Source organism: Petrimonas sulfuriphila (assembly GCA_038561985.1).
Taxonomy (GTDB): Bacteria; Bacteroidota; Bacteroidia; order Bacteroidales; family Dysgonomonadaceae; genus Petrimonas; species Petrimonas sulfuriphila.
The window spans coordinates 2,602,261-2,615,732 of sequence record CP073276.1 but is presented as its reverse complement, the minus strand read 5'-3'; the positions used below and the strand labels follow the sequence as shown (position 1 = coordinate 2,615,732).

The following is a 13,472-nucleotide window of genomic DNA, read 5'->3' as shown; positions in this document are numbered from 1 at the left end:
AAAGGGGTTATTGTCTCTCCACATTGCCTCGTGTAAATGAAAAATAAATTCCCACCAGGCTGATCAGAGTAAAGGTTATGAAACCCCATTTCATGGCAGTAAGAAAAACAGTGTCGGTAACCTCTGTCACGGTGTTGCTTCCAAAATAGAAAGCAAAAAAGAACGTGACGATAGTCATTCCTGCAATTTGTCCAAAAATACGCATCGAAGATGCTGTCCCTGATGCCTGACCGTAACGGCTCTTATCCACTGAACTCATAATGGTATTCATATTGGGCGATGAGAAAAAGGCAAAGCCAAGCCCTTCCCAAATCAATATCGAAACAATTAACCATAACGGAGTTGCAGCAGTGAAAAAAGACATGGCGAATAATCCAGCCGAACACATTGCCATCCCTAGCGTTGCAAAGTAACGCGGCTGGATTTTGTCGGAAAGGCGGCCCACTACGGGCGAGAACAGTGCCATCATAACCGGTTGGGCTATAATGACCGCACCCGCATCACGGGGTGACAGCCCCTGGATTTTTTGCAGATAGAGGCTCAGGAAAAACACAATGGCAGAGGTAGCCGTATAATTGATTAGAGCCGCCAGGTTAGAAAAGCCAAAAAGCTTATTGTGCGTAAAAAGACGTGTCTCAAACATAGGGTAAACCACCCGGCTCTCAATTATCCAGAACAGGGCCAACAGGATGATACCAAAAGCCATAAGAGCCCAACCGGAACTGGAGGGGATATGCGATGAACCGTAAACTAACGCTATTAAACCCGGCATAAACACAAACGTCCCCCGTAAATCAATTTTCTTTTCGCCTCCATGAACAGCCACATCTTTTTCCAGAAAAGAAAAAGCTATGGCCGTAGACAATATTCCCAGAACAGCTGCCACATAGAACAACGAATGCCAGCCCAAGGCCTGTGTTAAAAATCCTCCGATAAACGGACCTGTTGCCAACCCGGTGTAAACCGACGCCACTGAAATACCTATCACCTGTCCACGGTTACGAGCAGGGAAATTAGCTACCAGGATAGCCTGTCCGGTGGTACTGGTAAAAGCCGACCCTACACCTTGTACAAAACGGGCAGCGATAAGCCAGATGCCTGAAGGCGAAATTGCGCATAACATCGACGCAAGCGTAAAAACGATCAGTCCCAACTTAAAGAGTCGTACATTGCCCGAAATATCGCCCAGCTTACCTACTGGCAGAAGAAACATACCGGTGGCCACTAAAAAGCCGGTAATGATCCAGCTGAGTGAAACGGCATTAAGCGCGAAACTTTTTTCAATAGCAGGCAAGGCAATATTAATGGATGATATCAGAAACGTTCCCATGAACGAGGTAATGGAAACGGTAATCAACGTGGACAATTGTTTTTTTGACCAGGACATGTGTTTATAACTCTTTATACCACCCCGAATACATCAAGTAATTAGCTGCTATTTTTTGATTCATCTCTTTCGATTGTCCGGGATCTACTTTCTTTACAAATTTTGCCGGGACACCCGCATAAATGCTTCCGGGCTCCACTTGCGTGCCGCTCAAGACAAGTGCGCCGGCTGCTATAATGGCACCCTCACCCACCACGGCATGATCAAGGATAATAGCTCCCATCCCGATTAGTGCACCGTTTTCGATTGTTGCGCCGTGAATGATAGCGTTATGTCCAACCGACACATCGCTGCCAAGGATAGAAACCGATTTTTCATAAAGCGTATGAATAACCGCTCCATCCTGTACATTCACACGATCCCCCAGGCGAATGGAATTGACATCGCCCCGTAACACGGCTCCGTACCAGATACTACAATCCTTGCCCATCACAACGTCACCGATAACAACCGCCGTTTCTGCTAAAAAAGTATTATCGCCAATTTCCGGGGTGAGTCCGCGAACTGATTTTATTATTGCCATATTAAATGTATGGGTTATTAACTTTCAACTTCCGATCTTAACTTTCAAACCACCAACCCCAATTTAAATAGGCCGTGTCTTTTCCTTCAACCACTCTTTTTCTGTTTTATTCAAGTGTTTCTTTAACTTACTGTATACCATTTCGTGGTATGAGTTGAGCCACTTGATCTCTTTTTTTGTCAGTAATTTCTTCACTATGGGTTTGGTGTCAATCGGGCAAAGCGTGATGGTTTCAAAATTATAGAATGTACCGAAATCTTCTGTTTTATTATATTCTTGTGTAACAATAAGGTTCTCGATCCGGATCCCGTATTCGTTGGTGCGATAAATGCCCGGTTCATTGGAGGTGACCATACCCACCTTCAAAACCGTTGGGTTTTCCTCGAGACGAATGTTCTGGGGCCCTTCGTGCACATTGAGAAAATGTCCGATGCCATGTCCTGTTCCGTGCCAGTAGGTCTGGCAATTATCCCACAACGCTTTACGAGCGAGAACGTCGAGTTGCGAACCCCGCGTTCCTTCGGGGTAAACTACCGTTGCAATACCGATATGTCCTTTCAGTACGTTGGTGTAATCCTCCCTCATTTGTTTAGTAAGTTTACCCACGGCTACCGTACGGGTGATATCGGTGGTACCGTCCTTGTATTGGCCACCGGAATCGATCAGCAACAAACCTTTTGGCTCTATTTTAAGGCAAGTGTCGGGTTGGGCGCGATAATGGATAACGGCTCCGTTCCGGGCATATCCCGCTATGGTTGAAAAGCTCTCACCCACAAACAATTCCTGTTGTGAACGAAATTCACGTAACTTTTCATCTACCGTAATTTCCGTTACGCTTCCTTCGGGCACCGCTTTTTCGAGCCACATAAAGAACTTCACCAAAGCCACCCCGTCTTTAACCATGGCATGGCGGAATCCGTTGAGTTCAGTTTCATTCTTAACGGCTTTCATCAAGTCCACCGGCGAGGGAACGTCGATGATCCTGCACGTTGCCGAAAGGGTCTGGTACAACTTGTAATTGATTTTATGGCCAGTAAGGCAAACGGCAGTGTTTTCGGGTAAATTGGCGACATAGCTGAAAACCCGGTCGTAATCGTCAATTTTCACTCCTTGTTTCAAGAGAGTATTTTTGGTAAGGTCGTCCAGTTTTTCTTCATCTACAAAAAGTACGCTTTCTTTTTTTGATACGTAGCCATAGGCAACAGCCACCGGATTAAAATCAACATCGCTGCCGCGCATATTAAAAATCCAGGCTACGGCATCCAGGGTAACAGCAATTAACCCGTCGGCACCCAATCTGTCGAGTTCGTCATGGATTCTCTCGATCTTGCTTTTAGTGGATTCTCCGGTGATCTCTTCAGACAAAAGAAAAACCTTGTTCCCGGGAATTTCCGGACGGTCTTTCCACACTTCAGCGAACGGGTCGAGTGTGGTCTCCAGCCGTATATCTTTAGCTTCCAACGCGGATCTCAATGCTTTGGCATCGGATGCGGCATAAACAAGCCCATCGATTCCTACTGTTCCACCCTTACCTACCTGTTCAACGATCCATGCGGTCATTTCAGGTGTGCCGGGTTGTCCCATTTTAAACAAGTCAAAACCCGTCCCCTCCAACTCGTCAGCTGCCTGAAGAAAATACCTCGAATCTGTCCAGACACCGGCTCTTTTCTTGGTCACAACAGCTGTTCCGGCAGAACCGGTAAATCCGCTTATCCACTTGCGTGACTCCCACCTTTTCGGCGGGTACTCGCTCAAATGCGCATCGGTACTGGGAATTATAAATGCATCCAGCTTGGCTGCTTCCATAAAATTTCTTATGGCGATTAATCGTTCAGAAATGGTTGATGTACTCATGTTGGGTATTTTTTTCATTTTATAAACCACAAATTTAACAAATTGTTCTTACATTTGGCGCTATTAACAAGATGAATCATTTATGCAAACCTCCTTCAACCTAAAAAACATGCGGTTTTACGCCTACCATGGCGTACTCCCGCAAGAGAAAATTATCGGGAATAATTTTGTGGTTAACGTAACGTTCACTGCCGAGGTTTCCAGGTCTTTTGAGACCGATAACGTGGCTGATACGGTCAATTATGCGGCGGTTTATGATCTGGTGAAAGCAGAAATGGCTGTGCCCAGTAAATTGCTGGAACATGTTGCTGGACGAATATTCTCGGAAATAAAAAGATCATTTCCCCGAATTAACTCCCTCGAAGTACGCCTGGCCAAACTAAATCCGCCCGTAAGCGGAGAGATGGAAGCTTCGGAAATAATTATCACGGACAACGAATAGGCTATAGATGTAAAAAAGGCATAAATCCCCCATCCGAAATTCCAAATCGTAAATGATTTATTATCTTTGCATAAATTTACGATAAGTAATGAACGACGAGACGAGACAAGCCGAAGTACCTGACGGGCAGTTAGTGCTACGTACCGAAAACCTGGTAAAAAAATATGGTAAAAGGACAGTAGTAAGCCACGTTTCCATCCATTTGAAACAAGGCGAAATTGTCGGCTTGCTGGGTCCTAACGGGGCCGGAAAAACCACCACGTTTTACATGACTGTGGGACTGATTGTTCCTAACGAAGGAAGCATATACCTGGGCGATCAGAACATTACCAAATATCCGGTTTACAAACGGGCACAGTACGGGATAGGTTACCTGGCCCAGGAAGCCTCTATTTTCAGGAAAATGACGGTGGAAGACAACATCAAGTCGGTGTTGGAATTTACCAACAAAACCCCTGAAGAAAGAAAGAAAAAACTGGAAGAGTTGATTACCGAATTCGGATTGGAAAAAGTACGGAAAAACCTGGGCGACCGTTTGTCGGGAGGAGAACGCCGTCGTTCTGAAATTGCCCGGTGCCTGGCTATTGATCCCAAGTTCATTATGCTCGACGAACCTTTTGCAGGGGTCGATCCAATTGCCGTTCAAGACATTCAGTCGATTGTGGCACAACTTAAATACAGAAACATCGGCATCCTGATCACCGACCACAACGTCGATGAAACGCTGAGCATAACCGACCGGGCTTACCTGCTTTTCGAGGGCAGGGTGTTGTTTCAGGGGACGGCGGAAGAACTGGCGGAGAACCCGGTCGTAAGGGAGAAATACCTGGGTCGGGATTTTGAATTGCGCCGCAAAAATTTTGAAATGTTGCCATGAGCAGGCTCCTCGCTATCGATTACGGGAAAAAAAGAACAGGTATTGCGGTCAGTGACCCGTTACAACTCATAGCCAACGGACTGACAACGGTGGATACCGCCGGGATTTTCGACTTTCTGCGGTCTTATTTTGAAAAAGAGAAAGTTGAAAAAGTAATTATTGGATTACCCAGGCAAATGAACTACGAAGCGTCGGAAAACCTGCCGAAAATAGAGCAGTTTGCCGATCAGCTCAGAAAATTATACCCTCATCTGGATGTTGTCTGTTTTGATGAACGGTTTACATCGAAAATGGCTCAACAAACAATGATTGACGGCGGTTTAAAGAAAAAAGACAGAAGAAACAAAGCTTTGATCGATGAAATCAGTGCCACCATAATCCTGCAGGGATATATGGAAAGCTTGATTTATAAAAAAGAAAGAAGGCAATAACTCATAAACTCAAACAATGATTTTACCCATATACGTGTACGGACACCCCCTTTTAAGAAAAACAGCCAAAGAGATTGATGCGGCAACGTATCCCAACCTGAAGGAGTTGATTGACAATATGTATGAAACAATGTACAGTGCCGACGGCGTTGGGCTTGCCGCCCCCCAGGTAGGCTTGGAAGACCGTATTTTTGTCGTTGACCTGGAGCCGCTGGCAGATAATGAACATCCTGAATTCAAAAGTTTCAAGAAGGTGTTTATCAATGCAGAGATAACCGAAAAAACCGGTGAGTTGGAATGGGTGGAAGAAGGATGCCTGAGCATTCCGGGTATCCATGAAAAAGTGCCGCGTGAAGAAAGAATCCGCATTCAATATCTCGATGAAGATCTGCAGCCGCACGATGAAGAATACACCGGTTATATGGCTCGTGTTATCCAGCACGAATACGATCATCTCGACGGAATCATGTTTACCGACCGTATTTCCCCGTTGCGCAAACGAATGATAAAAAGCAAGTTATCAAACATGGAGAAAGGAAAGGTAAGCTGCCACTACCGAGTAAAAACGGTGTAATAACGTTACTTTCCCAATAACCTTGCCGCTTCTTTGTCCAAAAACCATACCAGGTTGTTGGTCAGGGGTTTTACCTTGGCAGCCGGATAAGCTGCGGCTACTTCTTTTCCCGATTCAATGATCTGTTTCACTTTTTCAGCTTTGCCATCTCCCGTAACTAAAAACGCCACTCGCTGAGCATGATTAATTACTTTTCCCGACAAACTTATCCGTTTTTGTCCGCTGTCGGGATGTGTTCCCACCACACATAAATCTGCACTTTCCCATAAGTCGATTTCGTGCGGAAAAATGGAGGCCGTGTGTCCATCATCGCCTAACCCCAGAATAACCAGGTCAAACGAAGGAACGGTATCCACCGTTTCTACTTCCATTTGCAGTAAGGTAGAATATCTTTGTGCTTCGGCAGCAGGGTCATTTTCCCCCTTGATACGAAAAATATTTCTTTCCGGGATGGCCACATGATCGAGTAAATGATCCCGGGTCATCCTGTAATTGCTTTGCTCATCGGTGGGCGGCACGCAACGTTCGTCTCCCCAAAACAGGAAAACACTTTTCCAGTCGATATCGGTTGCATGGCGTTGAGCCCAGTAATCAAACAGTGATTTCGGAGTGGAGCCTCCCGATAATGCTACTGTAACCCTTTCCCGGTCTTTTAGTATCTCCTTCAGGTAATCCGTAAACGCACGGTTCAGTTCTTCTTTTGTATTGAATATTTTTGTTTGCATATATTTGACGATTGAAGTGGAATTACGATTTACAATTCACAATAAACCCCATCATCCGCCAGGTTTTTACACGGATAGCGCCAGGTCTGCGCACCTTCGATCAGCTTATCCGCGCTATCCGGACCCCAAGACCCAGAAGGATAACCGTACAAAGGTGCATCCGGATCACTTTCCCAATAATCGAGAATGGGTTGCACAAATCTCCACGTCAATTCGGCCCCTTCCCCCGACATATACAGGGTGTTGTCACCCGTCATGCAATCCAGGATCAACCGTTCGTATGCTTCAGGGATATAATGGTCTTTCAGGTCGGAATAATGAAAATCCACATTTACCGATTTCACCTCGTAACCGTTTCCCGGGACCTTCATACCTGTTTTTAATAAAATTCCCTCATCGGGCTGAATACGCAGGATCAGCTGGTTGCCTGCTTCAATAGCTCCGTCAACCGATTTAAAAAGTTGTGTGGGCGACGGTTTGAAATGGATTACAATTTCTGAAACTCTTGTAGGTAAACGCTTTCCCGACCGGATATAAAACGGCACCCCGCTCCAGCGCCAGTTATCGATAAAAAACTTCATCGCAAAATAAGTTTCCGTCCGCGAATTTTTATCTACACCTTCTTCGTCGCGGTATCCGGTAAGGTATTTTCCTTTCACATGCGACTCGGTATATTGTCCCCGGATTACATTGTTTCGCAAATCCTCTTCGTTCAACGGACGCAACGAACGGAAAACTTTTAGTTTCTCGTGCCGGATCTCTTCAGAAGTCACTTTTGCCGGCGGCTCCATGGCTACCAGTGATGCCACCTGAAGCAAGTGATTCTGAACCATATCACGCATAGCGCCAGCAGTTTCGTAATATCCACCGCGCCCCTCCACTCCGATGCTTTCGGAAGCCGTAATTTCCACGTGCTGCACATAGTTTCTGTTCCACAACGGTTCAAAAATCCCGTTTGAAAAACGAGTAACCAGCAGGTTTTGAACGGTTTCCTTTCCCAGATAATGATCAATACGATAAATTTGTTCCTCGCTGAAAAAATCGGTCAGCGACTTATTCAACTCCATAGCTGACTTTAAATCGTGTCCGAAAGGTTTTTCAATAATAATCCGTCGGAATCCCTTTTGTTGTAACGTAAGCCCTTGCCCGTAAAGATATTTTGGAATAACCGGATAAAGTTGCGGAGGTGTGGAAAGGTAAAAAATATAGTTGTGGCGGAGATCCAATTTCTTATTCAACTCCCTCAGTTTACTTTTCACCAGTTCATAATCTTCACTCTTTTGTGTGTCGATGCTGATGTAAAAAACTTTCTTTAAAAAGTGGTTTATCTTCTCCGCACCTGCATTTTTGAAGTGTGAAAACTCCTTGATCCCCTCCTTCATTTTTTTTCGAAACTCGGAATCGGTAAATTTTGAGCGACTAACGCCCAAAACGGCATAACCATCTGGAAGTGAATTATTCATATACAGATCGAAAACCGAAGGCATCAGTTTCCGATAGGTAAGATCGCCGGAGGCACCAAAAATAACCAGTGCCTGATTGTCCATCTTTTTCATTGTTAAATACTATTTTCTACAGAGTGTAAACAAACGACCGGCGGAAAAGTTGCTTTTTCAAAAGAGTCAATCTTCACTTTCTTTTACTGAAAAGCCATGCCATGAAATCATCTTCGTTGAATGCAGGAGTCCAACTGTCATGATTTACACCCGGATATTCAATATATTCAACGCTAGCCCTGTTTTGCTTGAGAGTCTTATATGCCTCACGGGAATAGGTAACCGGGACAACTGTATCGGCATCACCGTGAAAAATTCGAATATTTGTTTTGGTTTTAATTTTCCTCAGCCTTTCGGTGCTTACTCCCCCGCAGATAGGGATTGCGGCAGCAAAAAGATCAGGGTATCGGCACAACATATCAAATGTTCCCATCCCTCCCATCGAAAGTCCGGCTACGTAAATTCTGTTTCTATCCACAGGATATTTCTCAATCGCTTCATCCAGAATTTTTTTTACCAGGCTCAACGCCTTAGACACAGGAGGATTCTGATTAAAAGGGTTTTCTCCTGCGGCCGCCGAACGGTTTCTTGGTGCCCAAAAGTCTTCTTGGGGACATTGAGGAAAGATCACAAAAGCGGGATATTTTTCCCGATTCACCGGATTTGTAAACATATTTCCACCGTGACGCAGTTGTGCTTCGTTATCGTTTCCACGTTCTCCCGCACCATGAAGAAAAATCACCAAAGGATAGCTTTGGTTCAGTATCAATTTTTCAGGCACTAACTCCCTGTAGAGCAACGTATCGTTTTCGGAAGAAACATACGTCTTCTTCTGATACTCTTCTTGCTGCGCAAAAGCAGCGGAAGAGACCAATGTGAATACGAGAATAATAAGTAATTGTTTCATATTGACATTTAAATAATTTAAAACAAGCGCTGCAAGGCTATCCTGTCTTTTATCAGGATTTTTCGTCTATCCACGCCGATGAGCCCTTCATCCGCCATCTGCATCATAACATTTACCAATGCCGGCCGTGAAACACCCAACAAGCGCGACAACTCTTCTTTCGACATCTTCAATTGAAACTCCTGTTCACCCCTCGATTCTTTCAAAAGGTAATACCCCAGCTTGGCACGTATAGTCCGCAACGATGCAAGCCTTAACTTTTCCGATAAAAAAGCTACCTTGTTCGAAATATACGCTAAAAACGCTTTCATAAAATCCCGGTACTTGCTCATCAAAAGAAACACATTATCTTTGGGAATAAGAATTACCACACAATCGGTTTTCGCCAATGCTGTAACCGGTGAAATATTGTCGGTAGCAAACAAAAAACCGGTTACCAGGGGATTGGGGGCCCTGATCAGTTCCATTTTTACGAACTCCCCTTTCTCATCAGACATCTCTGTGACGACTTCACCTTTTACAACGATGTAAAGCATCTCATAAACTGATCCTTGCGCTACCAGCATATCTCCTTTCCCGTATCGTTTTATGCTATAACGTACGTCGCGTAAAAAGTCGGCTCTTTCTTCCACAGGAATAGAATTGCACAGCGGGCATTGAAAAATAGTTTGAAAAAACTCTGAATGTTGAGGGTTCATAGGATTAATTGTAATTAGCGAATATAACTATTTTTTCTCAATTCGTAATAAATATTACATTCTTTTACAGTTAAATTCGCTTTTTTTGTATTGAAGTGGAGAAACTCTAGTTTCAAGCTAAATTATCATGGGAAAACTAACGCACATTTGGAACGAGATAAAACCCAGAGGAGGCTGGAAATACCCGGCAATCATCATCGTGGGAGCGTTTGCAGGGTTGTTTATCTATACTTTTTTCACCTCTCGCGCCTACAGTTATTTATCCGACAACCCCAGAACCTGTGTTAACTGCCACGTGATGAGTCCTTATTACGCCACTTGGACCCACAGTTCACACGCCCGGAACACCACCTGTAACGACTGCCATGTTCCGCACAACAATATCGTGAATAAGTATTTTTTTAAAGCCAAGGATGGGCTTCGTCACTCCGCCGTTTTTACACTGAGAGGCGAGAAGACAGCCCTGCAAACCATAGAAGCCAGTTCTGAGGTCATCATGGACAATTGCATCCGTTGTCACACACAGCTTAATCAGGAGTTTGTAAATACCGGAAGAATGGGCTATAAAGAGATGAAGGAAATGGGAGGAAATGCCTGCTGGGATTGCCACAGGGATGTTCCTCACACGAGAAGCCGCTCGGAAGTGTCCACTCCCCATTCACATGTACCGATGCCAGACACCCATGTGCCAGACTGGCTAAGTACAGCCATGAAAAGAAATCAGATAAAATAAAATAAATAACCCGCAAATTTATCCCTATGAGTAGTAATGATAACAGAAAGATGAAACCCTGGGTAGCCTGGCTTTTATTCTTCGTTACGGTTGGAATAGTCTTTTTATTGGGAATGCTTGCCGCATCCATCACTCAACGCAGGGCTGAAGTGGTAAGTATCCTAAACAACAAAAAAGTGAATATCACCGGCATTGAGTCGAGAAACGAAATTTTCGCAGAAAACTACCCGCGTGAATACGAATCCTGGATAAAAACCGCTGACACCACCTTTCAAAGTGAATTTAACGGAAGCAGCGTGGTGGACGTACTGGCGCAACGTCCCGAAATGGTGATTCTTTGGGCGGGGTATGCTTTCTCGAAAGATTATGGAACTCCCAGGGGACACATGCATGCGGTAGAAGATATCCACCACACGTTACGGACAGGTGCACCCATGTCTTCCGATGAAGGTCCGCAGCCGGCAACCTGCTGGACTTGTAAAAGTCCCGATGTTCCCCGCCTGATGGATTCGCTAGGAATTGCCGAATATTACAAAGGCACGTGGGCCTCGTTGGGACAAGAAGTGGTAAACCCCATCGGTTGTGCCGATTGTCACGAGGCTGAAACCATGAACCTTAAAATCAGCCGTCCGGGACTGATCGAAGGATTCAGAAACAGTGGCCAGGACATCCACAAGGTTTCGCAACAGGAAATGCGTTCGCTGGCTTGCGCCCAATGCCACGTGGAGTATTATTTCTCTCCCGAAGGGAAATACCTTATTTTCCCCTGGCACAATGGGTTGACCGTGGAAGGTGGTGAACAATATTACGACAGCATCCGGTTTGCCGACTATACCCATAAGCTCAGCCGCGCCCCCATCATTAAAGCACAACATCCCGATTACGAAATATACAAAACCGGCATTCATGCCCAACGGGGTGTTTCGTGTGCCGATTGCCACATGCCTTACGTATCGGAAGGCGGCGTTAAATACACCAGTCACCACGTAAGAAGTCCGTTGGCAAGCATCAACAACACTTGCCAGGTTTGCCACCGTGAAAGCGAAGAGACCTTACGTACCGCAGTCTTCGAGCGTCAGCGCAGCGCTAACGAAATCCGAAACCGGGTTGAAAAGGAACTGGCAACCGCCCACATCGAAGCAAAATTTGCCTGGGAGAAAGGGGCTACAGAAGCACAAATGGAAGAGGTGCTGCAACTTCTTCGTCAATCGCAATGGCGTTGGGATTATGCCGTAGCCTCGCATGGCGGTTCTTTTCACTCTCCGGTTGAATTCCAGCGGATTCTCTCCATGAGTCTCGACCGTGCCCACAAAGCCCGTTTCGTCCTCTCTAAAGTATTGGCACAACTCGGCTACATCGGCGATGTCCCCATGCCCGACATCTCCACCAAAGAAAAAGCACAAGCTTATATCGGTCTGGACATGCGGCAGGAAAGAGAAGCAAAAAAGCAATTCATGGAAACGGTTGTCCCCAAATGGCTGGAAACAGCTAAAGCCAATAACCGGTTGGTGAGCAGAAGATAAAACGGCATCGTCACGGGTAATTATGAACAAAGACGCTCGAAGAATATGGGAGAAACCGTGGAGCTACACCGAAGGATTTATAGTTGCCGGAGGCATTGCACTGACAGGACTCCTGCTGCAGCTCCTGCTCGGCAATATTCGCCCCGCTGATTTCCGTTCCCCTGTAAATACCACCGTCGGGGCCCTGCTGGTTGCAGGGCTTCTTTGTTGCCACTTTCTGCTGAGAGACAATCACGTTGTCCGCTGGTTGTCGGGCGCAAGGTCAACCGTTCCGGCTATGCTTGTGGTGCTGTTGTCTATCGTCATTCTGGGGCTGACACCTCAGTTCACTATACACGAACCGCAGGAACATCTGCCGAACAACATTTTCAGCCGGATGGGATGGTACCGGATGACAACTTCATGGGCATTCGTGCTTCTCTGTTTTTACATCCTGGTAATTCTAGGACTCACAGTGCTGAGAAAAACCCGCAAATCTCAATCGTGGAGGCTGATCGGATTCTACCTCAACCACCTAGGATTGTTTTTTGCTCTGGGGGGCGGCCTGTTGGGAAGCGGCGACATGCAACGGTACACCATGACGGTTGTGGAAGGGAACACAGAATGGCGTGCACACGATGCTCTGGGTAACCTCAAGGAGCTTCCTGTAGCTATTGAACTGGATACGTTTATAATAGAAGAATATCCACCAAAACTGGTTGTCATTGATAATCGCACGGGAAAAATCCTGCCCGTAAACCGTCCCGGATCGTACATGTTTGAAGGGTTGGGCAAACCAACTCAACTAAACGGAAATACTATCGAAGTGCTCGAATATATTCCGCAAGCGGCTGTAGTAAGGGACTCTGTCTTTACAAGTGTTGTACCCATGCTTATGGACGGAGCAGCCACTGCCTTGAAAGTACGGGTAACCAACCCGTCTTTAAAAGCACCTGTTGAAGGCTGGGTAAGCAACGGAAGTTATTTGTTTCCCTATCAGGTATTGTACATCGATGAAACCTCCAGTGTAGCAATGCCTGTGCAGGAAGTGAAGAAATACACTTCACAAGTCACTGTTTTCACGGAAGCCGGACACAGGAAAAAAGCGAATATCGAAGTGAACAAACCTTTGTCAATAGAAGACTGGATTATCTACCAGTACAGTTACGACGAAAAAATGGGCAAATATTCCAAAACCAGTGTTTTCGAACTCGTTCGAGACCCCTGGTTACCGGTAGTTTACACCGGTATTTTCATGTTGCTGGCCGGAGCACTGTTCCTGTTTATTGCAGGGCCTAAAAAAAATCGTAAATCATAAATTGA

Annotated in this window: 14 protein-coding genes; 7 read left to right on the top strand and 7 right to left on the bottom strand. The window is 45.6% G+C overall.

Annotated elements, in window-relative coordinates; genetic code table 11:
- Positions 1 to 7 precede the first annotated feature (7 nt).
- The 3 genes from KCV26_10985 to KCV26_10975 all read right to left on the bottom strand — a co-directional run bounded on the left by KCV26_10985 (position 8) and on the right by KCV26_10975 (position 3,764).
- Positions 8 to 1,387, bottom strand: a complete 1,380-nt coding sequence (locus KCV26_10985; GenBank protein ID WZX35822.1) for an MFS transporter — start codon at positions 1,385 to 1,387, stop codon at positions 8 to 10.
- Between the two features lie 4 nt (positions 1,388 to 1,391).
- Positions 1,392 to 1,910 carry a gamma carbonic anhydrase family protein gene (locus KCV26_10980; GenBank protein WZX35821.1) on the bottom strand — a complete coding sequence of 173 codons (519 nt, stop codon included), beginning with the start codon at positions 1,908 to 1,910 and terminating at the stop codon, positions 1,392 to 1,394.
- Positions 1,911 to 1,973: 63 nt separating this feature from the next.
- The gene (locus KCV26_10975; protein ID WZX35820.1) at positions 1,974 to 3,764 is read right to left on the bottom strand and encodes an aminopeptidase P family protein; all 1,791 of its coding nucleotides are present in this window, start codon (positions 3,762 to 3,764) and stop codon (positions 1,974 to 1,976) included.
- A gap of 82 nt (positions 3,765 to 3,846) precedes the next feature.
- Between KCV26_10975 and folB the strand changes: the two genes are divergently transcribed.
- The 4 genes from folB (at position 3,847) to def (ending at position 6,088) form a co-directional block, all read left to right on the top strand.
- The gene (gene folB / locus KCV26_10970; protein ID WZX35819.1) at positions 3,847 to 4,206 is read left to right on the top strand and encodes a dihydroneopterin aldolase; all 360 of its coding nucleotides are present in this window, start codon (positions 3,847 to 3,849) and stop codon (positions 4,204 to 4,206) included.
- An 88-nt stretch (positions 4,207 to 4,294) separates the two neighbouring features.
- The gene (gene lptB, locus KCV26_10965; protein WZX35818.1) at positions 4,295 to 5,083 is read left to right on the top strand and encodes an LPS export ABC transporter ATP-binding protein; all 789 of its coding nucleotides are present in this window, start codon (positions 4,295 to 4,297) and stop codon (positions 5,081 to 5,083) included.
- Positions 5,080 to 5,514: a Holliday junction resolvase RuvX gene (ruvX, locus tag KCV26_10960; protein ID WZX35817.1), complete on the top strand. Its 435-nt coding sequence runs from the start codon at positions 5,080 to 5,082 to the stop codon at positions 5,512 to 5,514. Before lptB ends, ruvX begins: the two co-directional genes overlap by 4 nt.
- Before the next feature lie 16 nt (positions 5,515 to 5,530).
- The gene (gene def / locus KCV26_10955) at positions 5,531 to 6,088 is read left to right on the top strand and encodes a peptide deformylase (protein WZX35816.1); all 558 of its coding nucleotides are present in this window, start codon (positions 5,531 to 5,533) and stop codon (positions 6,086 to 6,088) included.
- A gap of 5 nt (positions 6,089 to 6,093) precedes the next feature.
- Here the strand turns inward: def and pgl are convergent, their stop codons facing one another.
- The 4 genes from pgl to KCV26_10935 form a co-directional block, all read right to left on the bottom strand.
- A complete protein-coding gene (pgl, locus tag KCV26_10950; GenBank protein ID WZX35815.1) occupies positions 6,094 to 6,813 on the bottom strand; it encodes a 6-phosphogluconolactonase in 720 nt (239 codons plus the stop codon).
- Positions 6,814 to 6,842: 29 nt separating this feature from the next.
- On the bottom strand, positions 6,843 to 8,360 hold the full coding sequence (locus KCV26_10945) for a glucose-6-phosphate dehydrogenase (protein WZX38385.1): 1,518 nt from the start codon (positions 8,358 to 8,360) through the stop codon (positions 6,843 to 6,845).
- Positions 8,361 to 8,442: 82 nt separating this feature from the next.
- The gene (locus KCV26_10940; protein ID WZX35814.1) at positions 8,443 to 9,216 is read right to left on the bottom strand and encodes a prolyl oligopeptidase family serine peptidase; all 774 of its coding nucleotides are present in this window, start codon (positions 9,214 to 9,216) and stop codon (positions 8,443 to 8,445) included.
- Between the two features lie 17 nt (positions 9,217 to 9,233).
- Positions 9,234 to 9,848 carry a Crp/Fnr family transcriptional regulator gene (locus tag KCV26_10935; protein WZX35813.1) on the bottom strand — a complete coding sequence of 205 codons (615 nt, stop codon included), beginning with the start codon at positions 9,846 to 9,848 and terminating at the stop codon, positions 9,234 to 9,236.
- 193 nt (positions 9,849 to 10,041) lie between these two features.
- On the opposite strand from KCV26_10935, the gene nrfH reads away from it, so the two are divergent.
- Genes nrfH through KCV26_10920 form a run of 3 tightly spaced genes read left to right on the top strand, consistent with a single transcriptional unit; the run spans position 10,042 to position 13,467 of the window.
- Entirely contained in the window at positions 10,042 to 10,647 is a 606-nt protein-coding gene (gene nrfH, locus KCV26_10930) for a cytochrome c nitrite reductase small subunit (GenBank protein ID WZX35812.1), read from the top strand.
- Positions 10,648 to 10,673: 26 nt separating this feature from the next.
- Positions 10,674 to 12,170 carry an ammonia-forming cytochrome c nitrite reductase gene (gene nrfA, locus KCV26_10925; GenBank protein WZX35811.1) on the top strand — a complete coding sequence of 499 codons (1,497 nt, stop codon included), beginning with the start codon at positions 10,674 to 10,676 and terminating at the stop codon, positions 12,168 to 12,170.
- Between the two features lie 22 nt (positions 12,171 to 12,192).
- Entirely contained in the window at positions 12,193 to 13,467 is a 1,275-nt protein-coding gene (locus KCV26_10920) for a cytochrome c biogenesis protein ResB (GenBank protein ID WZX35810.1), read from the top strand.
- Positions 13,468 to 13,472 lie beyond the last annotated feature (5 nt).

Coding starts and splice junctions, on each gene's coding strand:
- KCV26_10945 (WZX38385.1), bottom strand. CDS start 8,360: ATGGACAATCAGGCACTGGTTATTTTTGGTGCCTCCGGCGATCTTACC.
- KCV26_10980 (WZX35821.1), bottom strand. CDS start 1,910: ATGGCAATAATAAAATCAGTTCGCGGACTCACCCCGGAAATTGGCGAT.
- KCV26_10920 (WZX35810.1), top strand. CDS start 12,193: ATGAACAAAGACGCTCGAAGAATATGGGAGAAACCGTGGAGCTACACC.
- KCV26_10985 (WZX35822.1), bottom strand. CDS start 1,387: ATGTCCTGGTCAAAAAAACAATTGTCCACGTTGATTACCGTTTCCATT.
- nrfH (WZX35812.1), top strand. CDS start 10,042: ATGGGAAAACTAACGCACATTTGGAACGAGATAAAACCCAGAGGAGGC.
- def (WZX35816.1), top strand. CDS start 5,531: ATGATTTTACCCATATACGTGTACGGACACCCCCTTTTAAGAAAAACA.
- KCV26_10940 (WZX35814.1), bottom strand. CDS start 9,216: ATGAAACAATTACTTATTATTCTCGTATTCACATTGGTCTCTTCCGCT.
- ruvX (WZX35817.1), top strand. CDS start 5,080: ATGAGCAGGCTCCTCGCTATCGATTACGGGAAAAAAAGAACAGGTATT.
- pgl (WZX35815.1), bottom strand. CDS start 6,813: ATGCAAACAAAAATATTCAATACAAAAGAAGAACTGAACCGTGCGTTT.
- KCV26_10975 (WZX35820.1), bottom strand. CDS start 3,764: ATGAGTACATCAACCATTTCTGAACGATTAATCGCCATAAGAAATTTT.
- nrfA (WZX35811.1), top strand. CDS start 10,674: ATGAGTAGTAATGATAACAGAAAGATGAAACCCTGGGTAGCCTGGCTT.
- folB (WZX35819.1), top strand. CDS start 3,847: ATGCAAACCTCCTTCAACCTAAAAAACATGCGGTTTTACGCCTACCAT.
- lptB (WZX35818.1), top strand. CDS start 4,295: ATGAACGACGAGACGAGACAAGCCGAAGTACCTGACGGGCAGTTAGTG.